This is a genomic window from Stutzerimonas sp. 21-1, from assembly GCF_056336065.1.
On record NZ_CM150500.1, the window covers coordinates 2676209 to 2701664 of the forward strand.

The 25456-nt window shown below is 64.8% G+C and carries 28 protein-coding genes; 3 read left to right on the forward strand and 25 right to left on the reverse strand.

Features of this window, described 5'->3' with window-relative positions:
- Nucleotides 1-21 precede the first annotated feature (21 nt).
- The 9 genes from ccmI to ccmA form a co-directional block, all read right to left on the reverse strand.
- Nucleotides 22-1227, reverse strand: coding sequence for a c-type cytochrome biogenesis protein CcmI (gene ccmI, locus AC0ZJQ_RS12935; RefSeq protein WP_476476775.1), 1206 nt, complete (start codon nucleotides 1225-1227; stop codon nucleotides 22-24).
- Entirely contained in the window at nucleotides 1224-1697 is a 474-nt protein-coding gene (locus AC0ZJQ_RS12940) for a cytochrome c-type biogenesis protein (protein ID WP_102828912.1), read from the reverse strand. Before AC0ZJQ_RS12940 ends, ccmI begins: the two co-directional genes overlap by 4 nt.
- On the reverse strand, nucleotides 1694-2221 hold the full coding sequence (locus AC0ZJQ_RS12945) for a DsbE family thiol:disulfide interchange protein (protein WP_102828911.1): 528 nt from the start codon (nucleotides 2219-2221) through the stop codon (nucleotides 1694-1696). The genes AC0ZJQ_RS12940 and AC0ZJQ_RS12945 overlap by 4 nt, the downstream gene beginning before the upstream one ends.
- A gap of 1 nt (nucleotide 2222) precedes the next feature.
- A complete protein-coding gene (locus AC0ZJQ_RS12950) occupies nucleotides 2223-4196 on the reverse strand; it encodes a heme lyase CcmF/NrfE family subunit (RefSeq protein ID WP_165595144.1) in 1974 nt (657 codons plus the stop codon).
- On the reverse strand, nucleotides 4193-4660 hold the full coding sequence (gene ccmE / locus AC0ZJQ_RS12955) for a cytochrome c maturation protein CcmE (protein ID WP_008570465.1): 468 nt from the start codon (nucleotides 4658-4660) through the stop codon (nucleotides 4193-4195). The genes AC0ZJQ_RS12950 and ccmE overlap by 4 nt, the downstream gene beginning before the upstream one ends.
- A complete protein-coding gene (ccmD, locus tag AC0ZJQ_RS12960; protein WP_008570466.1) occupies nucleotides 4657-4833 on the reverse strand; it encodes a heme exporter protein CcmD in 177 nt (58 codons plus the stop codon). The genes ccmE and ccmD overlap by 4 nt, the downstream gene beginning before the upstream one ends.
- Entirely contained in the window at nucleotides 4830-5585 is a 756-nt protein-coding gene (locus AC0ZJQ_RS12965; RefSeq protein WP_043297320.1) for a heme ABC transporter permease, read from the reverse strand. The genes ccmD and AC0ZJQ_RS12965 overlap by 4 nt, the downstream gene beginning before the upstream one ends.
- Nucleotides 5586-5682: 97 nt before the next feature.
- Nucleotides 5683-6354, reverse strand: a complete 672-nt coding sequence (gene ccmB / locus AC0ZJQ_RS12970; protein WP_008570468.1) for a heme exporter protein CcmB — start codon at nucleotides 6352-6354, stop codon at nucleotides 5683-5685.
- Entirely contained in the window at nucleotides 6351-6986 is a 636-nt protein-coding gene (gene ccmA / locus AC0ZJQ_RS12975) for a cytochrome c biogenesis heme-transporting ATPase CcmA (protein WP_043297323.1), read from the reverse strand. Before ccmA ends, ccmB begins: the two co-directional genes overlap by 4 nt.
- Before the next feature lie 137 nt (nucleotides 6987-7123).
- Between ccmA and fliK the strand changes: the two genes are divergently transcribed.
- Nucleotides 7124-8668, forward strand: a complete 1545-nt coding sequence (gene fliK / locus AC0ZJQ_RS12980) for a flagellar hook-length control protein FliK (protein ID WP_476476776.1) — start codon at nucleotides 7124-7126, stop codon at nucleotides 8666-8668.
- Nucleotides 8665-8991 (forward strand): EscU/YscU/HrcU family type III secretion system export apparatus switch protein, encoded by a 327-nt coding sequence (locus tag AC0ZJQ_RS12985; protein ID WP_008570470.1) that lies wholly within the window; start codon nucleotides 8665-8667, stop codon nucleotides 8989-8991. Before fliK ends, AC0ZJQ_RS12985 begins: the two co-directional genes overlap by 4 nt.
- On the opposite strand, the gene AC0ZJQ_RS12990 is transcribed toward AC0ZJQ_RS12985, so the two are convergent.
- The 15 genes from AC0ZJQ_RS12990 to flhA form a co-directional block, all read right to left on the reverse strand.
- Complete coding sequence (locus tag AC0ZJQ_RS12990) at nucleotides 8972-9412, reverse strand: rhodanese-like domain-containing protein (protein WP_458988551.1); 441 nt, start codon at nucleotides 9410-9412, stop codon at nucleotides 8972-8974. The genes AC0ZJQ_RS12985 and AC0ZJQ_RS12990 overlap by 20 nt on opposite strands.
- A 124-nt stretch (nucleotides 9413-9536) precedes the next feature.
- Nucleotides 9537-9947 carry a DUF2802 domain-containing protein gene (locus AC0ZJQ_RS12995; RefSeq protein WP_043297328.1) on the reverse strand — a complete coding sequence of 137 codons (411 nt, stop codon included), beginning with the start codon at nucleotides 9945-9947 and terminating at the stop codon, nucleotides 9537-9539.
- Between the two features lie 3 nt (nucleotides 9948-9950).
- On the reverse strand, nucleotides 9951-10430 hold the full coding sequence (locus tag AC0ZJQ_RS13000) for a chemotaxis protein CheW (RefSeq protein ID WP_008570473.1): 480 nt from the start codon (nucleotides 10428-10430) through the stop codon (nucleotides 9951-9953).
- A gap of 85 nt (nucleotides 10431-10515) precedes the next feature.
- Nucleotides 10516-11313, reverse strand: a complete 798-nt coding sequence (locus tag AC0ZJQ_RS13005) for a CheW domain-containing protein (RefSeq protein WP_458988552.1) — start codon at nucleotides 11311-11313, stop codon at nucleotides 10516-10518.
- Between the two features lie 87 nt (nucleotides 11314-11400).
- The gene (locus AC0ZJQ_RS13010; RefSeq protein WP_043297332.1) at nucleotides 11401-12189 is read right to left on the reverse strand and encodes a ParA family protein; all 789 of its coding nucleotides are present in this window, start codon (nucleotides 12187-12189) and stop codon (nucleotides 11401-11403) included.
- A 76-nt stretch (nucleotides 12190-12265) separates the two neighbouring features.
- Nucleotides 12266-13114: a flagellar motor protein MotD gene (gene motD, locus AC0ZJQ_RS13015; RefSeq protein ID WP_476476777.1), complete on the reverse strand. Its 849-nt coding sequence runs from the start codon at nucleotides 13112-13114 to the stop codon at nucleotides 12266-12268.
- A gap of 10 nt (nucleotides 13115-13124) precedes the next feature.
- A complete protein-coding gene (locus tag AC0ZJQ_RS13020) occupies nucleotides 13125-13865 on the reverse strand; it encodes a flagellar motor protein (RefSeq protein ID WP_008570478.1) in 741 nt (246 codons plus the stop codon).
- A complete protein-coding gene (locus AC0ZJQ_RS13025) occupies nucleotides 13866-14963 on the reverse strand; it encodes a protein-glutamate methylesterase/protein-glutamine glutaminase (protein WP_476476778.1) in 1098 nt (365 codons plus the stop codon). It lies immediately after the preceding gene.
- 46 nt (nucleotides 14964-15009) lie between these two features.
- On the reverse strand, nucleotides 15010-17151 hold the full coding sequence (locus AC0ZJQ_RS13030; protein ID WP_237264226.1) for a chemotaxis protein CheA: 2142 nt from the start codon (nucleotides 17149-17151) through the stop codon (nucleotides 15010-15012).
- Nucleotides 17152-17163: 12 nt separating this feature from the next.
- On the reverse strand, nucleotides 17164-17958 hold the full coding sequence (locus AC0ZJQ_RS13035; protein WP_008570481.1) for a protein phosphatase CheZ: 795 nt from the start codon (nucleotides 17956-17958) through the stop codon (nucleotides 17164-17166).
- 23 nt (nucleotides 17959-17981) lie between these two features.
- The gene (locus tag AC0ZJQ_RS13040) at nucleotides 17982-18356 is read right to left on the reverse strand and encodes a chemotaxis response regulator CheY (protein WP_171819274.1); all 375 of its coding nucleotides are present in this window, start codon (nucleotides 18354-18356) and stop codon (nucleotides 17982-17984) included.
- Between the two features lie 73 nt (nucleotides 18357-18429).
- A complete protein-coding gene (gene fliA, locus AC0ZJQ_RS13045) occupies nucleotides 18430-19176 on the reverse strand; it encodes an RNA polymerase sigma factor FliA (RefSeq protein ID WP_083862569.1) in 747 nt (248 codons plus the stop codon).
- A complete protein-coding gene (gene fleN / locus AC0ZJQ_RS13050) occupies nucleotides 19173-19997 on the reverse strand; it encodes a flagellar synthesis regulator FleN (RefSeq protein WP_008570483.1) in 825 nt (274 codons plus the stop codon). Before fleN ends, fliA begins: the two co-directional genes overlap by 4 nt.
- A gap of 90 nt (nucleotides 19998-20087) precedes the next feature.
- Nucleotides 20088-21362, reverse strand: coding sequence for a flagellar biosynthesis protein FlhF (flhF, locus tag AC0ZJQ_RS13055; RefSeq protein ID WP_008570484.1), 1275 nt, complete (start codon nucleotides 21360-21362; stop codon nucleotides 20088-20090).
- 15 nt (nucleotides 21363-21377) lie between these two features.
- Nucleotides 21378-23498, reverse strand: a complete 2121-nt coding sequence (gene flhA / locus AC0ZJQ_RS13060; protein ID WP_008570485.1) for a flagellar biosynthesis protein FlhA — start codon at nucleotides 23496-23498, stop codon at nucleotides 21378-21380.
- A gap of 237 nt (nucleotides 23499-23735) precedes the next feature.
- On the opposite strand from flhA, the gene sodC reads away from it, so the two are divergent.
- The gene (gene sodC, locus AC0ZJQ_RS13065; RefSeq protein WP_476476779.1) at nucleotides 23736-24257 is read left to right on the forward strand and encodes a superoxide dismutase [Cu-Zn] SodC; all 522 of its coding nucleotides are present in this window, start codon (nucleotides 23736-23738) and stop codon (nucleotides 24255-24257) included.
- Between the two features lie 48 nt (nucleotides 24258-24305).
- Here the strand turns inward: sodC and flhB are convergent, their stop codons facing one another.
- Complete coding sequence (flhB, locus tag AC0ZJQ_RS13070; protein ID WP_476476780.1) at nucleotides 24306-25442, reverse strand: flagellar biosynthesis protein FlhB; 1137 nt, start codon at nucleotides 25440-25442, stop codon at nucleotides 24306-24308.
- Nucleotides 25443-25456: the final 14 nt, after the last annotated feature.

Below are 25456 nucleotides of genomic sequence, written 5' to 3' on the forward strand. Positions count from 1 at the left end.
CCTCCGCTCCCTGCCGGCGCGTCAAGGAGCGTCGGGCTTGTCGATCATCAGGCGAATCGTTTTGTCGCCACCTGCGGTTTTCAACGCTTCGCTCTGACCCGCCCACTCGCCTTTGGTTGCATTACCCTCACGCGAAACGCGCGCCACCAGCTTCACCTCAGGGTAATTGGACATCTTCAGCTGCGGCATCATCGCATCCGCGTCGCCCAGACTGATGTTGGCCGGCAGATCGGCAACGCGCAGGCGCTTGGCCGCCAACGGGATCGCCGGCCCCGATACGGCACGGGCGAACACGAATACGCTGTCATCCGGACGCACATCGTCCTGCAGCGACGGGTCCAGGGTTACCTCGATCTGAAGCCGAACCGCCGCCGATTCGCTGGCGGCCGCAGGCGCAGGTGCTGTCTCGCCAAGCTGTTCGCGCGCGCGAGCGATACCGCCCTTGATCGCCTCACGGGATGGGTCCTCTTCCGGCAGAGTGGCCACCAGACGCTCCCAGAAGCCAATCGCATCCTGAAAGCGGCTTTCTTCGTACGCCGCGATCCCCAGCAGACCAAGACTGGTCACCTCCTGCGGATCGGCGCGCAAGGCTTCGTCGGTCAGCGCCTGCAGTTCCTTAGTCCACTGCCGATTGCCGGCGAAATACTGCGCCTGCGCCCACTGCCCAAGCAGCTCGGGCTGCCGTCCGGCCAGCTCGATCACTCGGGCAAACGCCTTGGCGGCATCGGCCGGACGTTCCTGATTCATGTAAGTACGCCCGAGGAAATACCAGCCCTCGGCGGAATCGGGCTGCGCTTCGACAGCTCGCTCCAGGCGCACCGTCATTTCCTCGAGAGAACGCGGTTGCTCGCCGAACTGGCGGGCCAGCTCGACCTTATCGCTGGCGCCCCAGTGCAGGTACAGGCCGTAGCCGAGCAGAGGCACAAGCAGCGCCGCCAGCAGCGGCACTGCACGCCCCAGCCGCGCGCTGCGCGCGTCGTCGCTGCCCTCGGTATCATCCAGCAGCTCGCGTGCGGCATCGGCACGCCCCGCTTCCAGTTGCTCCTCGGTAAGGGTGCCAGCGGCGCGCTGGGCAGCAAGTTCAGCGAGACGCTCCTGATACAGGGCGACATTCAGTGCAGTGCGGTCTTCCTCGGCCTGGGCCTTGCGCCCGCGCAGGATCGGTAGCAGCAGAAAGGCCAGAGCCGCCAGCAGCAGTACGCTGGCAGCAATCCAGAAATCGATCATGAGTCTTTTTTATCCAGCAGCGTGGCGAGGCGTTCGCGCTCGGCATCGGAAAGGGTTCTTGCCGCAGGTGCGGTATCCGCTCGGCGGCGGCGGACCAGAATTACCGTCAGCACACCGAAACCAAGGATCAGCAGGCCCGCTGGGCCGTACCAGAGCAGCAGCGTGGTGGTGTTTACCGGCGGGTTGTAGCGCACGAAATCGCCATAGCGATCGACCAGATAGGCGACGATCTCATCGTTGCTCTTGCCTTCCTCCAGCATGCGGAAGATCTCTTCGCGCAGGTCCATTGCGATCGGCGCATTGGAGTCGGCGATGTTCTGGTTCTGGCATTTTGGACAGCGCAGTTCTTCGGTGAGCGTGCGGTAGCGCTCGCGCTCGGCTTCGTCCTTGAAGTCATAGGTGTCGATGGCAGCATGTGCCGTAGCGCTGACGGCCAAACCCAGCAAAAGCGCGCGGATCATTGATTTCATTCGTCCACCAGCTCCTGATAGAGCGCCGCCAGCTGCTCGCGCCAGACTCGCTCGTCGATCGCGCCAACGTACTTGTGACGAATGATGCCGTTCTTGTCGATCAGGAAGGTTTCCGGTGCGCCGTAGACGCCCAGGTCCAATCCCAGCTTGCCATCCGGATCACTGACGTTGAGCTGGTAGGGGTCGAGGAAATCCTTGAGCCACTGCTGTGCCTTGGCGTTCTCGTCCTTGTAGTTGATGCCGTGAATCACGACGCCCTGCTCGGCCAGGCGATTGAGCATGGCGTGCTCGGCCTTGCAGGTCGGACACCAGGTCGCCCAGACGTTCACCAGCGCTGGCTTGCCCAGCAAGTCCTCGCGGCGAACCTGCCGGTCGCCCTCCACTGCCGGCAACTCGAACGCTGGAAACGGCTTGCCGATCAGCGCCGAAGGCAACTCGGTTGGATCGAGGAACAGCCCGCGATACAGAAATACCGCCACCACCAGGAAGATCGCCAGCGGCAGCAACATCAGCACTCGTTTCACATCAGGCTCCTTGTCCAGCCAGCCCCAGTGCCTCACGCACCCGGGTTTTCACCTTGACCCGATACCGCCGGTCACTCGCCGCCAGCATGCCGCCAAAGGCCATCATCAGCCCACCGAGCCAGATCCAGCGCACGAAGGGTTTGATATGCACGCGTACGGCCCAGGCGCCATCGCCCAGCGGCTCGCCCAGTGCGACGTAGAGGTCGCGGGTAAAGCCTGCGTCGATGCCTGCCTCGGTCATCGGCATCTGCTGCACGGTGTAAAGGCGTTTCTCCGGGTGCAGAACGGCGATCTGGCGATCACCGTCGAGTACGCGAATGGTGGCCCGATCGGAGGTGTAGTTCGGCCCTTCGTGATGCTGCGCGCCTTCGAAGACGAACTGATAGCCACCCAGCTCCAGCGACTCGCCCGGAGCCAGACGCAGGTCGCGCTCGGCACTCTGCTGGCTGGTGAGCACGACGCCCAGCGCGCACATCACCAAGCCGATATGCGCCAGATGCATGCCCCAGTAGCTCGGCGCGAGGCTGCGTACGCCGTTCAGCAGGCCTTTGTGTCGGGTCTTGTCGAGCAGGTCACGCACGCTCGCCAGTACCACCCAGGCCGCCAAGAAGCTGACTGCCAGCACTGCCCAGTGGAAGTCACCGAAGGCGAGCGCGCCCAACCCGCCGAGCACTGCACTGACAATCAGCACCGGTGTCAGCATGCCCAGCAGCCAGCGCAATGGCGTGTCCTTCCAACGCACCAGAATGCCAACCGCCAGAGCCAGCAACAGCGCTGCCATCAGCGGTACGAACATGGCGTTGAAGTAGGGTGGTCCTACCGACAGCTTGGCTCCCGACAGCGCATCGAGCAGCAGCGGATACAGCGTACCGAGCAGGATCATCGCCGTGGCGACCACCAGCAGCAGGTTGTTGATCAGTAGCAGCGTTTCGCGTGACCACAGCCCGAAGCCGACCTGACTCTTGACCACTGGCGCACGCAGGGCGAACAGCGTCAGCGAGCCGCCCACTACCACCAGCAGGAAGACCAGGATGAACACGCCGCGCTCAGGGTCCGTGGCGAATGCATGTACCGAGGTCAGCACGCCGGAACGCACCAGGAAGGTGCCCAACAGACTGAGCGAGAATGCGGCGATCGCCAGCAGTACCGTCCAGCTCTTGAACACACCGCGCTTCTCGGTGACCGCCAGCGAATGGATCAGCGCCGTGCCGACCAGCCAGGGCATGAACGAGGCGTTTTCCACCGGGTCCCAGAACCACCAGCCACCCCAGCCCAGCTCGTAATAAGCCCACCAGGAGCCCAGCGCGATACCGATGCCGAGAAACGCCCAGGCCACCAGCGTCCAGGGACGCGACCAGCGCGCCCACGCGGCATCCAGGCGTCCGCCGAGCAGTGCCGCAATGGCAAAGGCGAAGGCCACGGAGAACCCGACGTAACCCATGTAGAGCATCGGCGGGTGCACCACCAGGCCGAAGTCCTGCAGCAGCGGATTGAGATCGCGGCCATCCATCGGCGACTGCGGCAGCAGACGGTCGAACGGGTTGGAAGTGACGATGAGGAACAGCAGAAAACCGATGCTGATCAGCCCCATCACCCCCAGCACGCGCGCCAGCATTTCTTCCGGCAGTTGCCGCGAGAACACCGAGACGGCGAAGGTCCAGGCCGACAGAATGAACGCCCAGAGCAACAGCGAGCCCTCGTGTGCGCCCCATACCGCACTGAACTTGTAGTACCAGGGCAGCGCGCTGTTGGAGTTCTGCGCCACGTAGGAAACGGAGAAGTCGTCGACCATGAACGCATAGGTGAGGCAGGCGAAGGCGAAGGCGAGGAACGCGAACTGCCCCCAGGCCGCCGGCTGCGCCAGACTCATCCACTGCCGGTCACCGCGCCAGGCGCCGATCAGCGGCAACGTACCCTGCACGCAGGCCAGGCACAGCGCGAGGATCATCGCCAGATGGCCAAGCTCAGGAATCATTTCGCATACTCCTGCTTGCCGCCCTCGTAATGTTTCATCATGCCGCTCTTCTCGAGCGCCTGCGAAACCTCCGGCGGCATGTAGTTTTCATCATGCTTGGCCAGCACTTCGTCGGCGACCAGCACGCCATCGGCGTTCACCCGCCCCAGCGCGACGATGCCCTGCCCTTCGCGGAACAGATCCGGCAGGATGCCCTGATAGTTGATCGTCACCGTCTCCACACCGTCGGTCACGCGGAAGGACACGCTCAGCGAATCGCTGGAGCGCTGCACCGAGCCGGTTTCCACCAACCCGCCGGCGCGAATTCGCGTGCCCTCGGGCGCTTCACCGTTGGCGATCTGCGTCGGCGTGTAGAACAGGTTGATGTTCTGCTGCAGCGCCGACAGGGCCAAGGCGACGGCGATACCGACGCCAGCGAGGATCGCCAGCACGATGAACAGGCGTTTCTTGCGCACCGGATTCACTTCACTTCCTCCCGGCGCAAACGGCGCGCCTCGTCTTGCAGGTAACGGCGACGCGCCAGCATCGGCAGCGCCGCGTTCAGGATCAGTACCGCCAGGCTGATGCCATAGGAGGTCCAGACGTACAGGCCGTGGTTGCCCATGGCGATGAAATCGGCGAAGGACGAAAAATTCACGACATTTTCCCCACCAGAGCGGTGACTTCGGTCTTCGCCCAGCTGCTACGCGACTCGCGGCGCAGCACTTCCAGGCGCATGCGCATCAGCAGCACGGCGGCGAAGAAACAGTAGAAGCCCAGCACCATGACCAGCAGAGGTAGCCACATCTCGACGGGCATCGCCGGTTTCTCGGTGACCTTGAACGTGGCCGGCTGGTGCAGGGTATTCCACCACTCGACCGAGTATTTGATGATCGGGATATTCACCACACCGACGATCGCCAGCACCGCGCAGGCCTTGGCGGCGCTGTCACGATTGCTGATCGCCTGACCGAGCGCGATCACGCCAAAATAGAGGAACAGCAGGATCAGCATCGACGTCAGGCGCGCATCCCACACCCACCAGGCGCCCCAGGTGGGCTTGCCCCAGACCGCGCCGGTCAGCAGTGCGATGAAGGTCATCCAGGCCCCGATGGGCGCGGCCTGCTGCAGCGCCACGTCGGCGAGTTTCATCTTCCAGACCAGACCGACCACACCCGCCACGGCCAGCATCACGTAGACCGACTGGGCGAGGAACGCCGCCGGAACGTGGATATAGATGATGCGAAAACTGTTGCCCTGCTGGTAATCCTCGGGCGCGAACGCCAGCGCCCAGATCGTTCCCACGACGATGAGGATAGCCGCGCTCCAGCCCAGCCACGGCAGCCAGCGACCGCTGATCTCGTAGAACCACTTGGGCGAACCCAGCTTGTGAAACCATGTCCAGTTCATCGAATGACTCATCGTGGTTAGAGACCGACAACCCGGCCTCGACAATCCGTTTCAGCGGCCGGATGAGCTTAGCGACTCCGGCCGGCGTTATGTACCGCTACTCGCCGACGCTGATCTTCAGCCCGGCGGCAATCGCAAAGGGGGTCAGAGTAACCGCCAGGGCGGTCAGGCTGGCCAGCCATAACAGATGGCCGGCGGCGGGCAGTCCCTGCAAGGCCGCCTGCAGAGCCCCGCTGCCAAGAATCAGCACCGGGATGTACAAGGGCAGAATCAACAGCGCGAGCAACAGGCCACCACGCTTGAGGCCAACGGTCAGCGCCGCGCCGACCGCGCCGAGCAGACTGAGGATCGGCGTCCCCAGCAGCAGCGACAGCAGCAACACCGGCATCGCGCTCATCGGCAGGCCGAGCATCAGCCCGAGCAAGGGAGCCAGCAAGACCAACGCCAGCCCCGAGAACAGCCAGTGTGCCAGCACCTTGGCGAGCACCAGAAGCGCCAGCGGGTGCGGCGAAACGACCCACTGCTCGAGTGAACCGTCCTCGAAATCGCTGCGAAACAGCCCGTCCAGCGAGAGCAGCACGGCCAGCAGCGCCGCGACCCATACCAGCCCGGGCGAAATCGTCTGCAACAATTGCGACTCTGGGCCGACCGCCAGCGGAAACAGCGCAATGACGATGGCGAAGAACACCAGCGGATTGGCCAGCTCGGCCGGGCGGCGAAACAGCAGGCGCGCCTCGCGAGCCAACAGAAGAGTGAAGACGCTGCTCATGCGGCCCGCTGCCCCAGATCCAGTTCACGGTAGCCGGCCGGTTTTTCCGTCAGCGTGTGATGCGTGGTAAGCACCACCAGGCCGCCCTGCTCGCAGTGGCGCGCCAGATGGCCTTCCAGCTGGGCCACGCCGTGCTTGTCGAGCGCGGTGAACGGTTCGTCGAGAATCCACAGCGGCGGCGGCGCCAGATACAGCCGCGCCAGAGCGACGCGGCGCTGCTGTCCGGCAGAAAGCGTGTGACAGGGCACGTCCTCGAAGCCGCGCAGACCGACCTGCGCCAGCGCCTGCCAGATCGCCTCGCGGTCGGCCGGCTGGTGCAAGGCGCAGAGCCAGGCGAGATTCTCCTCCGGCGTGAGCAGCCCCTTGATGCCGGCAGCATGGCCGATCCACAGCAGGTTGCGCGCCAGTTCGCTACGCTGGGACTCCAGAGGCTGGCCCTGGAGCAGGATTTGCCCGGCGGTCGGCTGCATCAGTCCGCAGAGCAGACGCAGCAGGCTGGTCTTGCCGCTGCCGTTGGGGCCGGATATCTGCAGCATCTGGCCTTTCTCCAGGCGCAATTCAAGCTGCTCGAACAGCAAGCGCCAATCCCGCTCACAGGCGAGCGCCACAGCTTCGAGAAAGGGATTTGACACGCCGGCGATACCTCAAGATGAAAAGAGCGTGGCCGCTATAATTCAGGCGGCCACCCGAGGGCGGTCGGAATTATACATGGCAACCCCTTGCACCAAAGGCTGCGGAAGCGAAAGGTTGTAAGAGCATTTGAGGAAAAATGACCGAGATCAAGAGCGCCTCTCCCGTCCCGCCGTCCACCACCCCGCGCGCCAGTACTGCCGCGCTCGATGTGGCGCTCAGGTTGCTGCAGCCGATGCAGGGCCTGCTCGGAGCGGGCGAGAGCGCGCAGGCCGAGGTCGTCTCCGTCAAGGAAACCGCGCAGAGCTTCCAGCTGGTGTTGCGCCTGACGCTGGAGAACGGCCGCCAGGCCACCGTCGAAGCCCAGAGTCCACGCCCGGTGCTGCCCGGCGCCAGCTACGCAGTAGCGGCGCTGTCGGATAGCCGGCTGCTGGCGCAGCCGCAACCGGGGCGCAACCAGCCGCTACAGAGCATCGACCTGGCACTGCTGCCGGCCGGCAGCATCCTGCAAGGCAAGGTGATCGCCACCGGCCAGCAGACTGGCGGCGATGGCCGCCCCACATTCCAGGTCGTGCTCAGCCTGCTCAACTCCCCGCTGGCAGGGCAGAAACTGCAGATCGAGACCAGCACCCCGCTGGCCCTCGGCAGCTTGCTGACGGCCCAGGTCCAGGGCAGCCAGGCATTGAGCTTCGTGCCACTGAGCGGCCTGTTCGACCGGCTGCTGCTCGGCCAGCAGCTGGCTGCCCAGCACGGTCGGCAGGCACCGCTGAGTGGTGTTTTCCAGGCCTTGGCAGCGCTCGGCGATACGCTGCCCGACGGCCTGCGCGACGCCGCCGGCAAACTCCTCGGCCTGCTGCCCGGCGTCCAGCAAATGAGCGATCCGCAAGGCGTGGCCCGGGCACTCGCCGCCAGCGGGGCGTTTCTCGAAGCGCACTTGCTGAGCGGCCAGACCGCCGGGGTCGCCGGCGATCTCAAGGCCGCACTGCTGCGGCTGATGGCGCAGCTGCCCAACCTGCCGGGCAGCACTCCGCTGGCGGCGGCACAGCTGAGCGCGGCAACCGGCCAGGGGTTGCCGGCATTTGCCCGTAGCGCCCTAGGGGCACTCGGCCAGAACAATGCACGCCAGCTGGCGTTGGGCTTTCCCCTCGGCGGTAGCCCGCTGGGCGGCAAGCTGCCGGATGGCCAGGACGAACAGGCCGATCTGGAGCTGCTGCTCAAGCTCGCGGCGGCCGCGGTCTCACGTCTGCAGACGCATCAACTGTCGAGCCTGGCGCAGACGCAAACGCTACCTGATGGAATCCAGCTGACTACCTGGCAGCTGGAGGTGCCGATGCGTGACCAGCGTGACATCGTGCCCCTGCAGATCAAAGTGCAGCGCGAGGAAAGCCAACGCCAGGGCGACAAGGAACAACCGGACACCCTCTGGAAGATCGAACTGGCGTTCGACATCCAACCTCTGGGGCCCCTGCAGGTCCAGGCACAGCTGCTGCGTGGCAGCCTGTCCAGCCAGCTATGGGCCGAGCGCGGCGAAACCGCCGAACTGATCGCCGGCGAACTCGAACATCTGCGCGAACGCCTGCAGGCCGCCGGCCTCAACGTCGGCGAGCTGGCCTGTCGGCAAGGCGTGCCACCGCAGGGGCCGCGCACCTCCCTGGATCAGCGCTTCGTGGATGAAACCGCATGAATGATCAGCAACCGCGCCAGGCGATTGCCCTCAGTTACGATGGCCGGCACACACCGACCCTGACCGCCAAGGGCGACGACGAGCTGGCGGAGATGATCCTGGCGATCGCCCGCGAACACGAAGTACCGATCTACGAAAACGCCGAACTGGTCAAACTGCTCGCGCGTCTGGAGCTGGGCGACGAGATCCCGCCGGAGCTGTATCGCGTGATCGCCGAGATCATCGCCTTCGCCTGGTATCTCAAGGGCAAGCGCCCTGCTGGCTTCGACCCGCAACCTACGCCCGCCGCGTTGCCGCCGCTGCTCAACGCACCAGAGCGCTAAGTGCCGCATAGGCGTCGTCGCTGCCCTTCTCCTGCGGGAAATCCTCCAGCTGCCAGGCGAAATAGCCGTCGCGGAAATAGAAGACCTGGCGATATCCCCACGCCACCGCCATCCGCGCAGCCTGCGCGCTACCGGGGCATATTTCGCTGTCGCAATAGATCACCAGCGGCACCCTGCGCGGCATGTTCTGGCTGGCGAGGATGCCGAAGCCCGTGTCCAGATCGAGGTGCAGCGCTCCCTGCACGTGCCCCCAGGTCCATTCGCGCATGGGACGGATATCGACGAACATCGCGCCCAGCTCATGCAGGCGTTTGGCCTGGTGGGCATTCACCGTCAGCGCGCCATGCACCGCCTGCGGCGCCTCCTGCGCCAGCCCGCTCAGCGGCGCCATGCACAACAGCAGAATCAGTACGCGCACCATCGCCCACGCCTCCTCGGCCTGCACGGCGAAACACCGCGAACGCAGCAAAGCTCGTGAAGATTTGGAGAATTACGGCGAAGCGAGGTTCCACTCGACGCGTCAGCGGGCGACGCGCGGCGTGCTATCAGGGCTTGCGCGCCTTGTGCAGCTTGCTCATCAGCTCGGCCTCGGACTGCGAGAGGCCGCAGGAATGCGTGAGGTCATCCACGCTGGCGCCCATGCCGACCAGTTTGGCGGCCTGGCTGAACGAGAAATTGTTGGGATCGCGCTGCTCGAGCTGCACCAGCTTGTCCGGCAGCGGCGCCACCAGGCGGGCCAGCTCCTCGAGCCGATCACCCATGCGCGCACTGCCTTCGGCGTAGACGTCCAGTTGCTGGACCAGATCCTTGATGCGTCGGTCGCGGACAGCGTCGCGCTTGGCCTGCTCCTCTGCCTGCCGCCGCTGCTGGCGCAGCAGCCACACGCAGAAGCCCAGCAACCCCAGACAACCGAGGGCCAGGGCGACGACCGACGCGACCAGCGACACGATCAGCATGGATCAGATGCTCTCAAGTTCCGCCCATTCTTCTTCCGTCATCATCTTGTCCAGTTCGACCAGAATCAGCAGCTCGCCGTTCTTGTTGCACACACCCTGGATGAACTTGGCCGATTCGTCGTTACCCACGTTCGGCGCGGTCTCGATCTCCGACTGACGCAGATAGACCACCTCGGCGACGCTGTCGACCATGATGCCGATGACCTGACGGTCGGCCTCGATGATCACGATGCGCGTGTTGTCGGAAACCGGCGCCGGTGCCAGACCGAAGCGCTGGCGCGTGTCGATCACCGTAACCACGTTACCGCGCAGGTTGATGATGCCCAGCACGTAGCTCGGCGCACCCGGGACCGGCGCAATTTCGGTATAGCGCAACACTTCCTGCACCTGCATCACATTGATGCCGTAGGTCTCGTTGTCCAGACGGAAGGTTACCCATTGCAGGACAGGATCATCGGAACCCTGCGCAGACGTCATCTTCATAGTCCCACCCTTTTTCAGATACCGCCGCAGCGGTCGATTTGTCGGTTGCACCGGAGCCGACAGAGGTGTCCGGTGCGTATCAATCTCAATGTCTCTTTGTCGATGCCGGGTGCAGCTGCCTGACCGCGCCACTGGCGATCAGCTCGGCGAGCGCGGTGACATCCACCAGCGCGCACATGTGTTCGATCACCGTGCCGGCCAGCCACGGGCGCTGGTTGCGCTGCGTGCGCCACTTCACCTCGCGCGGGTCCAGGCGAATCGAACGGCTGACCTGATGCACCGCCAGCCCCCATTCATAGCCTTGCACGGAAATCACGTACTGCAGCCCCTCGCGGAAGTCATCGCGATAGCGGTCGGGCATGACCCAGCGCGCGGTATCCAGCACCTTCAGGTTGCCGGCGTGGCTCGGCAGTATGCCGAGAAACCAGTCCGGCTGACCGAACAGCGGCGTCAGCTCCTGCCCCGTCAGCGGGTAGATGGAACCGAGACAGACCAACGGCACGGCCAGGGTAAGCCCGGCGACGTCGAACAACAGGCACTCGAACGGCTGCTCGCCCCACTGGGGCGGCTGGTGCGGGTCGAGTGCCGGCGGTTCGGCCGCTGCTGCCGCCGCCACGCTCAGCTCCACGACCGGCTCGACTACCGCAGCCGGCACGGCAATCTCGGCGACCACCGTGGCCGCCGGCGGGCTTTCAACCGGCAACTCGGTAACGATCTCGACCGGGCGCAGGCTGTCGCGCTGCTGCTCTTCCAGCACGGCGGCCTGGAACTCGTCCAGGCTGACCGACTCCGCCAGCTCGACCGTGGCGTCCTGCAGCAGCGCATCGAGATACGACTGCAGCGCGAGCTGGGAGCGAGTTTCGGTGAGAACGACGCGGCTCATGGGACCCACTTCTGTTGAAAATTCAGACAGGCTATCGGCCAGTGCCAAGGCGAACTTGAGCCGGTCATCCGACACTTCGTCAGCATGTCAGGCCGCCTCGGGCGAGGTCTGCAGTGACAGCAGATGCTTGAGCAGCGCGCGGTACGCCAGCACCGCCCGGCTGCCCGAATCGAACTGCGACGGCGTCAGCCCCGCCCGGCTGGCGTCGCGCAGGCGCGTATCGATCGGGATGAACGCTGGCCACAGGCTGTCCGGGTAACCGGCACGCAACACCTTGAGGGTATTCATCGACGCCTGCGTCCGGCGGTCGAACAGGGTCGGCACAATGACGTAGGGCAGCGGCTGCTTGCGCGAACGATTGATCATCGCCAGCGTGCCGACCATCCGCTCCAGGCCCTTCATCGCCAGGAACTCGGTCTGCACCGGAATCACCAGCTGCTGGCTGGCCGCCAGCGCATTGACCATCAGCACGCCGAGCAGCGGCGGGCTGTCGATGATCGCGTAATCGAAGTCCTGCCAGAGCTGCGACAGACTCTTGGCGATGACCAGACCCAGTCCGTTCTGCCCGGGCGACTGCCGCTCCAGCGTGGCGAGCACGGTACTGGACGGCAACAGCGAGATGCGCTCATGACTGGTCGACAGTAGCAACTGCCACGGCAAGCCCTCGGGCACGGTGCCATTGTGCTGGAACAGATCGAAGACGCTGTGCTCGAGGTTATCCGGATCATGGCCGAAATAGCTGGTCATCGACCCATGCGGGTCAAGATCGAGCACTACCACCCGCTTGCCTGCATCAGCGAGCAAGCCTGCCAGTGCGATCGATGTGGTGGTCTTGCCCACCCCGCCCTTTTGATTGGCTACTGCCCAGACTCTCATTGCGCACATTCCATCCGAATCCGAGCGGGCCGGCCGCTGCCAGGCCCCGCGACGACGGTGATTTGACGAAGGCGCCCTAGTGCGCCGAATTGCCGCTGACCGGTGCAGTTTGTGTGCCAGCTCGTTGCAGCGCTGCATCCGCCCGCGCGTTGCTGCTACCGGTGCCGGTAACGCTGCGGCGCACGTCGAGATTGCGCGACACCACCAGCACCACACGGCGGTTGCGCGCGCGGCCTTCGGGGGTCGCATTGTCCGCCACTGGCTGGAACTCCCCGTAGCCCACCGCCGCCATGCGCGCCGGATCGACGCCATCGGCGGCCAGCATGCGCACCACGCTGCCGGCGCGCGCTGCGGAAAGCTCCCAGTTGGTCGGAAACTTGGCGGTGCTGATCGGCAGGTTGTCGGTAAACCCTTCGACATGGATCGGGTTGTCGAACGGCGCGAGGATCGCCGCCACCCGGGCGATCAGATCGAAGGCCAGATCGTTGGGAATGGCATCGCCGCTGGGGAACAGCAGGCTGGAATTGAGTTCGATCTCAATCCACAGCTCGTTGCCGCGTACCGTCAGCTGGCCGTCGGCAATCAGCTCGCCGAAGGTCTCACGCATGCTCTGCGCAATGCTGTACAGCGGGTCGGCGACGCTCTGCTCCAACAGCGACTGCCCGGTCGGCTCATCGACCTCAGACAGCGCCGGGCTGGTGGTGCGTGGCCGCTCCTCGCCGATGGGGATCGGCTTGACCGCGCGATCCACCTGGTTGAACACGCCGACCAGCGAATCGGAGAGAATCTTGTACTTGCCCTCGTTCACCGACGAGATCGAGTACATCACCACGAAGAAGGCGAACAGCAAGGTGATGAAGTCCGCGTAGGACACCATCCAGCGCTCGTGATTCTCATGCTCTTCGGCGTGTCTGCGTCGTGCCATCGCGGCGGCCTCAGTCGATGAAGCCCTGCAGCTTCATTTCGATGGAACGCGGGTTCTCACCCTCGGCGATCGACAGCACGCCTTCGAGCAGCATCTCGCGGTACGCGGTCTGCCGCTGCACCACGCTCTTGAGCTTGTTGCCGATCGGCAGCACCAGCAGGTTGGCCACACCGACGCCGTAGATAGTCGCGACGAATGCCACGGCGATGCCGTTGCCCAGCTGGCTGGGATCGGCGAGGTTGCCCATCACGTGAATCAGGCCCATCACCGCGCCGATGATGCCAACGGTCGGCGCGTAGCCGCCCATGCTCTCGTAGACCTTGGCCGCGCGCAGATCGCGACTCTCCTGGGTGTACAGGTCGACCTCGAGGATGCTGCGAATGACTTCCGGCTCGGCGCCATCGACCAGCAGCTGCAAGCCCTTGCGAGCATAAGGATCGGGCTCGGTTTCAGCCGCCGGCTCCAGGCCCAGCAGACCCTCCTTGCGCGCGGTGTTGCTCCAGCCGGTGACCAGTTGAATGCCGCCGTTCATATCGATGCGCGGCGGGAAGAAGATCCAGCGCGCGATGGACACCGCCCGCATGAACACCGCGATCGGCGTCTGCAACAGCACCGCGCCCAGGGTACCGCCCAGCACGATGAGAGCAGCCGGCCCGTTGAGCAACGAGGAAATGTGCCCGCCTTCGAGGAAATTGCCGCCGACGATGGCGACGAAGGCCAGCACCAGCCCGATCAGGCTGAGAACATCCATCTAGATGCACGCCTCACTGAGGTGGCGACCGATATCACCCAGGCTGTAGACCGCATCGCTGAGGTTCGCCTTGACCACCGCCATCGGCATGCCATAGATCACGCAGCTGGCCTCGTCCTGCGCCCACACCTGACTGCCGCTCTGCTTGAGCAGGCGCGCACCCTCGCGGCCATCGGCGCCCATGCCGGTGAGTACCACCGCCAGGACCTTGTCATGGAACGACTTGGCCGCCGAGCCGAAGGTGATGTCCACGCACGGCTTGTAGTTCAGCCGCTCGTCGCCGGGCAGGATGCGCACCGCCCCGCGTCCGTCGACCATCATCTGCTTGCCGCCGGGGGCCAGCAGCGCCAGTCCGGGGCGCAGCAGGTCGCCGTCCTCGGCCTCTTTCACGCGAATCTTGCAGAGTTTGTCGAGACGCTCGGCGAAGGCTTTGGTGAACGCCGCCGGCATGTGCTGGATCAGCACGATCGGCGCCGGAAAACTGGCTGGCAGTTGCGTCAGCACGCGCTGCAGCGCCACCGGGCCGCCGGTCGAGGTGCCGATAGCAACCAGCTTGTAAGCCTTGCGCTTGGGTGCCGCGGCGACGGGGGCCGGAGAGGTGCTGGCACGCGGTGCCACTGTCCCGGTTGTCAGCGGCGTGCTGCGCGCGAGCGGGGTCGGCGCGGGCGCTGCCGCACCGCTCCAGCTGCCGTAGCGCCGGTTACTGCGCGAGACGGTATGGATCTTCTCGCACAGCAGTTGCTTGACCTTCTCCGGGTTGCGCGAGACGTCCTCGAAGTTCTTCGGCAGATAGTCGACCGCGCCGGCGTCGAGCGCATCGAGCGTGACCCGCGCGCCTTCGTGAGTCAGCGAAGAGAACATCAGCACCGGCGTGGGACAGCGCTGCATGATCTGCCGCACCGCGGTAATGCCGTCCATCATGGGCATTTCATAGTCCATGGTGACGACGTCCGGCTTGAGCGCCAGTACCTGATCGATGGCCTCGCGACCGTTGGTGGCGGTGCCGACCACCTGGATAGCGGGATCCGACGCGAGGATTTCCGAGACACGCCGGCGGAAGAACCCCGAATCGTCGACCACCAGGACCTTGACTGCCATAAAACACTCCTAGCGGCAGCGGCCCGTCACGACCCCTGCCGGTCTGTCACACTCGACGCGCGTAGCGCTTGAGCATGCTGGGAACATCGAGGATCAGGGCGATGCGGCCATCGCCGGTAATGGTCGCACCGGACATGCCGGGCGTACCTTGCAGCATCTTGCCGAGCGGCTTGATCACCACCTCTTCCTGACCCACCAGCTGGTCGACGACGAAGCCGATGCTCTGATTGCCGACGCTGAGGATCACCACGTGCCCCTCGCGCTGTTCGTCCTGCTCGGCGCCCTGCACCAGCCAGCGCTTGAGGTAGAACAGCGGCAGCGCCTTGTCGCGGACGATGACCACTTCCTGGCCGTCCACCACGTTGGTGCGTGACAGGTCGAGGTGGAAGATCTCGTTGACGTTGACCAGCGGGAAAGCGAACGCCTGGTTGCCGAGCATGACCATCAGCGTCGGCATGATCGCCAGGGTCAGCGGCACCTTGATCACCACCCGCGAGCCCTGGCCCTTGGTGGAGAACACGTTGACCGTACCGTTGAGCTGGGAAATCTTGGTCTTGACCACGTCCATGCCGACACCACGGCCGGACACGTCGGAAATCTCGGTCTTGGTCGAGAAACCGGGCGCGAAGATCAGGTTGTAGCACTCCAGATCACTCAGGCGCTCGGCGGCATCCTTGTCCAGCATGCCCTTCTCGACCGCCTTGGCGCGCAGGATGTTGGCGTCCATCCCTTTGCCGTCGTCGGTGATCATCAGCAGGATGTGGTCGCCCTCCTGCTCGGCAGAGAGCACCACGCGTCCGACGCGCGGTTTGCCGGCGGCCTCGCGGTCCTCCGGCGACTCGATGCCGTGATCGACGGCATTGCGCACCAGGTGCACCAGCGGATCGGCCAGCGCCTCGACGAGGTTCTTGTCGAGATCGGTCTCTTCGCCCACCAGCTCCAGGTTGATCTCTTTCTTCAGGTTGCGCGCCAGATCGCGAACCAGCCGCGGGAAGCGGCCGAAGACTTTCTTGATCGGCTGCATGCGCGTCTTCATCACCGCGCTCTGCAGATCGGCGGTGACCACGTCGAGGTTGGACACCGCCTTGGACATGGCCTCGTCGCCGCTGTTGGCGCCCAGGCGCACCAGACGGTTACGCACCAGCACCAGCTCGCCGACCATATTCATGATCTCGTCGAGCCGGGCGGTATCGACCCGTACGGTGGTTTCCGCGTCGCTGGCCGGCTTCTCGGCCGGAGCCGCTGCGCGCGGCGCCGCCTCTGCCTTGCTCGGCGCGGCAGCGGGCTGGCGCGGCGCGCTCTTGGCCACTGCTGCGGGCTGAGCCGCTGCCGCTACTGCAGCGACCGGCGCCACGCTCTCGGGCTCGAACTTGCCCTTGCCGTGCAGCTGATCGAGCAGCGCTTCGAATTCGTCGTCGGTGATATTGTCGCCGGCCGCCGGGGCGCCGGTCTCGGCTACCGCGGGTGCTGACGCAGGCGTGGCGGCAGGCTCGTTGAACTGCCCTTTGCCGTGCAGTTGGTCGAGCAGCGCCTCGAATTCTTCGTCGGTGATCTCGTCGCCCGCGGCCGCTACCGGCTCTGCTGGCGTCTCCGCTTCGGCAGGTGCGGCACTGAACTGGCCCTTGCCGTGCAGCTGGTCGAGCAGCGACTCGAATTCATCGTCGGTGATTTCATCGCTCGCCGCCGCTGCGGATTCGACCGCAGCCGCCGTGTCGATGGCCTGCAGCATCTGCTCGAACTCGTCGTCCGCCGCTACCGGCGCCGCGACTTCTGCCGCCACGCTGGGAGCATCCGCCGACGCCGGCTCGGCCAGGCGCGCCAGCGCCGCCAGCAGCTCAGGGGTTGCCGGGGTCGGCTCGACGCGCTCGCGAACCTGACTGAACATGGCATTCACGGCGTCCAGCGCCTGCAGCACCACGTCCATCAGCTCGGAATCCACCCGGCGCTCGCCCTTGCGCAGAATGTCGAAGACGTTCTCGGCGATGTGGCAGCATTCCACCAGCTCGTTCAGCTGCAGGAAGCCCGCCCCGCCCTTGACCGTATGGAACCCGCGAAAAATTGCATTGAGCAACGCCATGTCGTCGGGGCTGCTTTCCAGCTCCACCAACTGCTCTGACAACAGTTCGAGAATCTCGCCGGCCTCTACCAGGAAATCCTGGAGGATTTCTTCATCGGCGTCGAAGCTCATATTGCAATTCCCCTAAAAGCCCAGGCTCGAAAGCAGATCGTCCACGTCGTCCTGTCCAGATACGACGTCCTCACGTATATCGGCATGCATCTGCGGACCTTCACCGTTGGAAGGCTCTTTCTCTTGTTTTTTCTTTTCCTGCTCGGCACGCATCGCGTCGCGGTCGTGCTGGATGCCGGCCACGCGATCGACCTGCCCGGCCATTGCCACCAAGTTGACCAGATTGCTTTCCAGCTCGGTGATGAGCCGCGTGACGCGCTTGATCACCTGCCCGGTCAGGTCCTGGAAGTCCTGTGCCAGCATGATTTCGCTGAGGTTCTGCGACAGCTGACTGCCATCGTTCATCGAGCGCTGCAGGTACTGGTCGATGCGCCGGACCAACTCGCGGAACTGCTCGGCGTTCATCTCGCGGCGCATGAAGCGCTGCCAGTCGGCGGTCAGGCTCTGGGCTTCGTAGCTGACGTAGTTCACCAGCGGCGCCGACTCCTCGACCAGATCCATGGTGCGGTTGGCGGCCTTCTCGGTCATCGCCACCACGTAGGAAAGCCGGTCGGTCGCATCGGTGATCGGCGACGGATCCCCGCCTGTGGCGCAGGTGTCCATCTCGAGCTTGACGATCGCGTTGTGCAGTTCGCGGGTGAGCTTGCCAACCTCTTGATAGAGTCCCTGATTACGGGCCTGGTTGAGCTCGTTGAACATTTGCGCCGCCTCATCGAAGCGGCCCTGCTGCAGGCTTTCAATCAGCTGCGGTGCATTGGCCTGCAGAGTCGCTTCGAACTCCGCCAGGCGTTGGTCTGCTTGCGTCATAGTGCCCTCGCGGCGTTACTGCTTCAGCCGTTGACGCGCTCGAAGATCTTTTCGATCTTCTCCTTGAGCACCTGGGCAGTGAAAGGCTTGACGACGTAACCGTTAACGCCGGCCTGAGCCGCTTCGATGATCTGATCGCGCTTGGCTTCGGCCGTCACCATCAGCACCGGCAGGTGCTTGAGGCGCTCGTCCGCACGTACGTGGCGCAGCAGGTCGATGCCGCTCATGCCCGGCATGTTCCAGTCGGTGACGAGGAAATCGAAGCTGCCGCTCTTGAGCATCGGCAACGCAGTGGTGCCGTCGTCGGCCTCGGCGGTATTGGTGAACCCCAGGTCTCGCAGGAGGTTCTTGATGATTCGTCTCATCGTCGAGAAGTCATCGACGATGAGGATTTTCATGTTCTTGTCCAAGTCGACCTCCGTAAATCCCAAAATCTCGGCAACCGAGCACGTCTCGCAGTGAGGGTACCAGTCAGCTCGCCCGCCATTCGCCGAGGCGGGCACGCAGACGGGCGGCGCACTGGCTATGCAGCTGACTGACCCGCGACTCGCTGACCCCGAGCACCTGACCGATTTCCTTCAAATTCAACTCTTCGTCGTAGTACAGCGACAGCACCAGCTTTTCGCGTTCGGGCAGGTTGGTGATGGCATCAGCCAGCGCCTGCTGGAAACGCTCGTCCTCAAGATCGCGAAACGGCTCGGAATGAGTGCTGGCGGCATCGTCGTGCAACTCGCCATGTTCGCCGTCCTGCAACAGGTCGTCGAAGCTGAACAGGCGGCTGCCCAGGGTATCGCCGAGAATGCCGTAGTACTCATCGAGGCTGAGCTTAAGTTCGGCCGCAACCTCGTGATCTTTAGCGTCACGTCCGGTTTTCGCTTCGATGGCGCGAATCGCCTCGCTGACCATGCGCGAGTTGCGATGCACCGAGCGTGGCGCCCAGTCACCCTTGCGCACCTCGTCGAGCATGGTGCCGCGGATGCGGATACCGGCGTAGGTTTCGAAGCTGGCGCCCTTGCCGGCGTCGTACTTCTTCGCTGCCTCCAGCAGGCCGATCATCCCGGCCTGGATCAGGTCGTCGACCTGGACGCTGGCCGGCAGGCGTGCGAGCAGGTGGTAGGCAATGCGCTTGACCAGCGGCGCATACTGGTCGATCAAACGATGCTGGGCATCCTTCGCCTGAGCCTTGCTGTAATACATAGCGAATCCAGCAGCCGTCATTCGTGAGTGTCGTTCGCCGGCCTGATCAGGCGCTCGACGAAGAATTCAAGATGCCCGCGCGGCGTGGCCGGCAGCGGCCAGGTGTCGACCTTCTGCGCGATGGCCTTGAAAGCCAATGCGCATTTCGACCGCGGATAGGCCTCGTAGACTGCACGCTGCTTCTGTACGGCCTTGCGCACGGCTTCGTCGTAGGGAATCGCACCGACGTACTGCAGCGCGACGTCGAGGAAGCGCTCGGTGACCTTGGTCAGCTTGGCGAACAGGTTGCGCCCTTCCTGCGGGGCGTGCGCCATGTTGGCCAGCACGCGAAAGCGGTTGATGCCGTAGTCGCGGTTGAGCAGCTTGATCAGCGCATAGGCATCGGTGATCGAGGTCGGCTCGTCGGTAACCACCAGCAATACCTCATGTGCGGCGCGCACGAAGCTGACCACCGCCTCGCCGATACCGGCGGCGGTGTCGATGATCAGTACGTCGAGATCCTCGATCTCGCTGAACGCCTGAATCAGGCCGGCGTGCTGCAGCGAGGACAGCTGCACCATGCTCTGCGTGCCGGATGCAGCCGGCACGATGCGAATGCCGCCCGGCCCCTGGATGAGCACGTCGCGCAGGTCGCATTCACCGGCGATCACGTCGGCAAGCGTGCGCTTGGTGGTCAGCCCCAGCAGCACGTCGACATTGGCCAGCCCGAGGTCGGCGTCGAGCAACACCACCCGCCGCCCGAGTTCGGCCAGCGCCAGTGCCAGATTGACCGACACGTTGGTCTTGCCGACGCCACCCTTGCCGCCGGTCACCGCAATCACCTGTACGGGATGCATACCCATGTTCAAACGCCTATATGTTGCTCGGCCTGCAAGGCCGGCGATGCATTCAGCTCGAATGCATCAGGTTTATCCGAGTAACGCACTGCCGCTTCAGCCCGCTCGCCGCGATGATTCGTTGTACAGGCCGGCGAACATATCGGCCATCGTTTCCTCGCTCGGCTCCTCGCCAGATTGCAGGCTCACCGCCCGACTGACCAGCTGATGACTGCGCGGCAGGTGCAGGTCATCGGGAATACGCGGCCCGTCGGCGAGGTAGGCTATCGGCAGGTGCTGGCTGATCGTTAGTCCGAGCACGTCGCCGAGCGAGCCGGCCTCGTCGAGCTTGGTCAGGATGCAACCGGCCAGGCCGCAGCGACGATAGTTGTGCCACGCCGCCTTGAGCACCTGGCTCTGGCTGGTGGCGGCCAGCACCAGGTAGTTCTTCGATTTCACGCCACGATCGGACAGCGCTTCCAGCTGCATGCGCAGTGTCGGATCGCTCGCCGGCAGACCGGCCGTGTCTATCAGGATCACGCGCTTGCGCGCCAGCGGCGCCAGCGTCTTGCCCAGCGGCTGCGACGGGTCGATCTGCACCACCGGCACATCGAGAATACGACCGAGCGTCTTCAGCTGCTCCTGCGCGCCGATGCGGTAGTTATCCATGCTCGCCAGCGCGATGTTCTGCGCGCCGTACTTCAATACGTAACGGGCCGCCAGCTTGGCCAGCGTGGTGGTCTTGCCGACACCGGCCGGTCCCACCAAGGCGATTACCCCGCCCTCTTCCAGCGGTTCGTGCTTGGTGACCTTGATCGCCTGCGCCAAGTGCGCCAGCAACATGCGCCAGGCCTGACGTTGATCAGCGATGGTGGCGACCTTTTCCAGCAGGCTGCGCGACAGCTCTGCCGGCAGGCCGAGACGCTGCAGGCGGCGCCAGAGCCCGGCCTGCTGCGGCCGCCGGCTCTGCTCCTGGCCCCAGGCGATGGAGCCGAGCTGCACTTCGATCAGCTCACGCAGACCTTGCAGTTCGGTGCACATGCTCTCGAAGGCACGCGTATCGACCGGCGCACTGGCAGCGGGCTGCGGCGCGGCGGCCGGCTGCTCGTCAAGCAGTTGACGGTCCTGGCCCGCCTTCACGCGGCTCGGCGCGCTCAGTTCGGCATGTGCCGAGGCGATGCGCGCCTGCGTCTTGCGCAGCTCGGCTTCCAGCACGGGGTTGGGCTTGTTCGCTTCCGGCGCGGCCTGCATCGGGTAATCGAGCACGGCAGTCAGCTCGACACCGCCGGCGACCCGGCGATTGCCGATGATCACGGCATCGGCGCCCAGCTCATCACGCACCATCTTCATGGCGATGCGCATATCGGCGGCGAAGAAACGTTTGACCTGCATGGCCTGCACCCTCGATTAATTCTGACCCACCGTCGCAACGATGGTGACCTGCTTGTTGTCCGGAATTTCCTGGTAGGCCAGTACATGCATGTTCTGTACGGCCAGCCGGGCGAAGCGGGACAACATCGCGCGAACCGGTCCGGCCACCAGGAGGATCGCCGGCTTACCGAGCATTTCCTGGCGCTGCGCCGCTTCTACCAGCGACCGTTGCAACTTCTCTGCCATTCCCGGCTCCAGCAGGATGCCATCTTCGGCACCCTGTCCGGCCTTCTGCAGGCTATTGAGCAAGATCTGTTCCAATCGCGGTTCCAGCGTGATCACAGGCAGCTCCGGCTCTAGTCCCACAACGTTCTGCACGATTGCGCGAGAAAGCGCGACGCGCACTGCCGCCACCATCGCGGCGGGATCTTGACTCTTAGTGGCGACATTGGCGATGGCTTCGGCGATGGTGCGGATGTCACGCACCGGTACCTGCTCCTGCAGCAGCGCCTGCAACACCTTGAGCAGCGTGGACAGCGACAGCATGCCCGGCACCAGCTCCTCGGCCAGCTTGGGCGAGCTGCGCGCGAGCAATTGCAGCAACTGCTGGACCTCCTCATGGCCAAGCAGTTCATGCGCGTGCTTGTACAACACCTGATTGAGGTGGGTGGCAACCACGGTACTGGCATCCACCACGGTATAGCCGAGCGACTGCGCCTGGTCGCGCTGGCTACCCTCGATCCACACCGCATCCAGCCCGAACGCCGGGTCCTTGGCCGCGATGCCGTTGAGCGGCCCGAACACCTGGCCCGGGTTGATCGCCAGCTCGCGGTCCGGGTAGACCTCCGCCTCGGCCAGGCTGACGCCCATCAGCGTCAGGCGATAGGCATTGGGGAGCAGATCGAGGTTGTCGCGGATATGCACCGACGGCATGAGGAAGCCCAGGTCCTGCGACAGCTTTTTGCGCACGCCCTTGATCCGCGCCAGCAGCTGGCCGCCCTGGTTGCGATCGACCAGCGGAATCAGCCGGTAGCCGACCTCCAGACCGACCATGTCCACCGGCGTGACATCATCCCAGCCCAGCTCCTTGGTTTCCGCCGCGCGCTGCGCTGGCAGCAGCTCCTGCTGCTTCTGCACTTCCTGCTCGGCCTGCTGCTTGACGCGCTTCTGCCGGTACCAGATCCAGTAGGCGCCACCGGCGGCGAGCGCACCGAGGCCGAGGAATGACAGGTGCGGCATGCCCGGCACCAGGCCCATCGCGATCATGATCGCGGCCGATACCGCCAGCGCCTTGGGCGAGGCGAACATCTGCCGGTTGACCTGCTGGCCCATGTCCTCGGAGCTGGTGACCCGCGTCACCATGATCGCCGCCGCGGTGGACAGCAGCAGCGAGGGGATCTGCGCCACCAGACCGTCACCGATGGTCAGCAGCGCGTAGACCTTGCCGGCTTCGGCGAAGCTCAGGCCGTGCTGCGCCATGCCGATGCCCATGCCGCCGAGCAGGTTGATGAAGAGGATCAGCAGACCGGCGATGGCGTCGCCGCGCACGAACTTGCTGGCACCGTCCATCGAGCCGTAGAAGTCCGCTTCGGAAGCCACCTCGACCCGGCGCTTTTTCGCCTCGGACTGATCGATCAGCCCCGCGTTGAGGTCGGCATCGATCGCCATCTGCTTGCCGGGCATCGCGTCGAGGGTGAAGCGCGCGCTCACCTCGGAAATCCGCCCGGCGCCCTTGGTGACCACCACGAAGTTGATGATCATCAGGATCGCGAACACCACGATACCGACCACGTAGTTGCCGCCGATCACCACGTTGCCGAAGGCTTCGATCACGTGACCGGCCGACGCGCCGCCTTCGTGGCCGTGAATCAGCACCACCCGGGTGGATGCGACGTTCAACGCCAGACGCAGCAAGGTCGCCACCAGCAGGATGGTCGGGAACACCGCGAAATCCAGCGGCCGCAGCGCGTAGACACTGACCAGCAGCACGACGATCGACAGTGCGATGTTGAAGGTGAACAGCACGTCGAGCAGGAACGGCGGCACGGGCAGCATCATCATGCCCAGCATCACCAGCAACAGCAGCGGCACCCCGAGGTTGCCGCGGCCGACACTCGTCAGGTTGTTGCGCATGTTGATGAGTTGCGTGCGATCCAACGTGGCCCCCAGCAGAAAGTTTTTTGACGCCCGATGCGCCCTGCCGTGGGCTATAGCAAGAAGGGGTCCAACTTGGCGGCGCAGCGGCGGACTGGCGGACGCGGGCCAGTTGAACTCAACTGAAGCAGGCGCTACGGGACGTCTCGCCGCCTGCGGGCGAACCCGACCGGTGTCGCGCAGTCAGACCTTCGACCGGCGGAACCGCTCCGCCCGGCCCAACCTGCAAGGAGACAATCGATGAAACAGTGGATCATCGCCGCATTGGCCGGCTGCACCGCGCTGACTGTCCAGGCGGAGACGCTCAGCGTTCCGCTCAAGGCCGTCAGCGCCCAGGGCATCGGCGCCGCCGTCGGCAGCGTGAAGATCGAGAGCAGCGAATACGGCCTGCTCCTGCGCCCCGAATTGTCGGGGCTGGAGCCCGGCATTCACGGCTTCCACGTGCACGCCAAGGGCAATTGCGAGAGCGCCGAGATCGACGGCAAGGTCACGCCGGCGGGCGCTGCCGGCGGCCACTGGGATCCGAAGAACAGCGGCAAGCACGGCGAACCCTGGGGCGACGGCCACCTGGGCGACCTGCCCGCGCTCTATGTCGACAAGGATGGCAAGGCCAGCCAGCCGGTGCTGGCCCCACGCCTGAAGAGCCTGGGCGACATCAAGGGCCTGGCGCTGATGGTGCATCAGGGCGGCGACAACCATGCCGACCATCCGCAGCCGCTCGGCGGTGGCGGTGCCCGGGTGGCCTGCGGCGTCATCGAGTAACGGCAGCGACGGGCTTCGGGCTGCAAGCGACACGCTTGCAGCCCGAAGCTATTCGTCGCGCCGCAGATCTGGCGGAATCGGCAGGTCGTTCAGCGGATCGGGTCGACGGCCCTTGCCGGCGCGGTACTGGCGCAACTGATAGACGTAAGCCAGCACCTGCGCCACGGCCAGGTAGAGGCCGGCAGGAATTTCCTGCTCCAGTTCGGTCGAGTAGTACACCGCTCGCGCCAGCGCCGGCGATTCAAGCACCGTCACGTTGTGCTCCTGGGCGATCTCGCGAATCTTCAGCGCCACGAAGTCGCCGCCCTTGGCCACCAGCCGAGGCGCGCCACCCTTGTCGCCGTCGTATTTCAGCGCCACGGCAAAGTGCGTCGGGTTGGTAATCACCACATCGGCTTCGGGCACGGCCTGCATCATGCGCCGCTGCGCCGCCTCGCGCTGCAGCTGACGGATGCGCGACTTGACCTCCGGCTTGCCCTCGGAGTCCTTGTACTCGTCCTTGACCTCCTGCTTGGTCATCATCAGCTTCTGCTTGTTGTCCCAGAGCTGGAACGGCACATCCACCGCGGCGATCAGGATCAGCCCGCAGGCCATCCACAGCGCGCACCAGCCGACTACCTCGGCGCTGTGCATGATCGCCAGGTCCAGCGGCTGCTTGGCGATGGAGAGCAGATCGTCCTCGTAGGAGGACAGCACCATCAACGCCGCCAGCAGCACCACCAAGAACTTACCGAGGGCCTTGAGCAGCTCCACCAGCGCCTTGGTCGAGAACATGCGCTTGAGCCCGGCAGCAGGATTCATCCGGCCGAAGTTGGGCGCCATTGCCTTGGCGGAGAACAGCCAGCCGCCCAGCGCGATCGGCCCGGCGATGGACGCGATCAGCAGTGCGATCAGCAACGGCAGGGTCGCCTCCAGCGCGATCCTGCCGCTGGCCGCCAGCAGCATCGCCATGTTGCTCTCGTCCAGCAGGGTTTCGCGGCTCAGCTCGAAACTGCCCTGCATCATCGCCATCAGCGCCTGCGCCAGCCCGCTGCCGGACGCCAGCAGGCCGCCAATGCCACCGATGGTCACGGCCACCGTGTTCAGCTCGCGCGAGCGCGCGATCTGGCCTTTCTCGCGAGATTCCCGGAGCCGTTTCTCTGTGGGTTCCTCGCTTTTGTCGGCACCGCTTTCGCTTTCAGCCATCGACGGCCTCCGCG

Excerpts from the sequence above, each read along its gene's own strand:
- ccmI (WP_476476775.1), bottom strand. The coding sequence starts at position 1,227 with ATGATCGATTTCTGGATTGCTGCCAGCGTACTGCTGCTGGCGGCTCTG.
- AC0ZJQ_RS12940 (WP_102828912.1), bottom strand. The coding sequence starts at position 1,697 with ATGAAATCAATGATCCGCGCGCTTTTGCTGGGTTTGGCCGTCAGCGCT.
- AC0ZJQ_RS12950 (WP_165595144.1), bottom strand. The coding sequence starts at position 4,196 with ATGATTCCTGAGCTTGGCCATCTGGCGATGATCCTCGCGCTGTGCCTG.
- AC0ZJQ_RS12965 (WP_043297320.1), bottom strand. The coding sequence starts at position 5,585 with ATGAACTGGACATGGTTTCACAAGCTGGGTTCGCCCAAGTGGTTCTAC.
- ccmB (WP_008570468.1), bottom strand. The coding sequence starts at position 6,354 with ATGAGCAGCGTCTTCACTCTTCTGTTGGCTCGCGAGGCGCGCCTGCTG.
- fliK (WP_476476776.1), top strand. The coding sequence starts at position 7,124 with ATGACCGAGATCAAGAGCGCCTCTCCCGTCCCGCCGTCCACCACCCCG.
- AC0ZJQ_RS12985 (WP_008570470.1), top strand. The coding sequence starts at position 8,665 with ATGAATGATCAGCAACCGCGCCAGGCGATTGCCCTCAGTTACGATGGC.
- AC0ZJQ_RS12990 (WP_458988551.1), bottom strand. The coding sequence starts at position 9,412 with ATGGTGCGCGTACTGATTCTGCTGTTGTGCATGGCGCCGCTGAGCGGG.
- AC0ZJQ_RS12995 (WP_043297328.1), bottom strand. The coding sequence starts at position 9,947 with ATGCTGATCGTGTCGCTGGTCGCGTCGGTCGTCGCCCTGGCCCTCGGT.
- AC0ZJQ_RS13000 (WP_008570473.1), bottom strand. The coding sequence starts at position 10,430 with ATGAAGATGACGTCTGCGCAGGGTTCCGATGATCCTGTCCTGCAATGG.
- AC0ZJQ_RS13005 (WP_458988552.1), bottom strand. The coding sequence starts at position 11,313 with ATGAGCCGCGTCGTTCTCACCGAAACTCGCTCCCAGCTCGCGCTGCAG.
- AC0ZJQ_RS13010 (WP_043297332.1), bottom strand. The coding sequence starts at position 12,189 with ATGAGAGTCTGGGCAGTAGCCAATCAAAAGGGCGGGGTGGGCAAGACC.
- motD (WP_476476777.1), bottom strand. The coding sequence starts at position 13,114 with ATGGCACGACGCAGACACGCCGAAGAGCATGAGAATCACGAGCGCTGG.
- AC0ZJQ_RS13020 (WP_008570478.1), bottom strand. The coding sequence starts at position 13,865 with ATGGATGTTCTCAGCCTGATCGGGCTGGTGCTGGCCTTCGTCGCCATC.
- AC0ZJQ_RS13025 (WP_476476778.1), bottom strand. The coding sequence starts at position 14,963 with ATGGCAGTCAAGGTCCTGGTGGTCGACGATTCGGGGTTCTTCCGCCGG.
- AC0ZJQ_RS13030 (WP_237264226.1), bottom strand. The coding sequence starts at position 17,151 with ATGAGCTTCGACGCCGATGAAGAAATCCTCCAGGATTTCCTGGTAGAG.
- AC0ZJQ_RS13035 (WP_008570481.1), bottom strand. The coding sequence starts at position 17,958 with ATGACGCAAGCAGACCAACGCCTGGCGGAGTTCGAAGCGACTCTGCAG.
- AC0ZJQ_RS13040 (WP_171819274.1), bottom strand. The coding sequence starts at position 18,356 with ATGAAAATCCTCATCGTCGATGACTTCTCGACGATGAGACGAATCATC.
- fliA (WP_083862569.1), bottom strand. The coding sequence starts at position 19,176 with ATGACGGCTGCTGGATTCGCTATGTATTACAGCAAGGCTCAGGCGAAG.
- fleN (WP_008570483.1), bottom strand. The coding sequence starts at position 19,997 with ATGGGTATGCATCCCGTACAGGTGATTGCGGTGACCGGCGGCAAGGGT.
- flhF (WP_008570484.1), bottom strand. The coding sequence starts at position 21,362 with ATGCAGGTCAAACGTTTCTTCGCCGCCGATATGCGCATCGCCATGAAG.
- sodC (WP_476476779.1), top strand. The coding sequence starts at position 23,736 with ATGAAACAGTGGATCATCGCCGCATTGGCCGGCTGCACCGCGCTGACT.
- flhB (WP_476476780.1), bottom strand. The coding sequence starts at position 25,442 with ATGGCTGAAAGCGAAAGCGGTGCCGACAAAAGCGAGGAACCCACAGAG.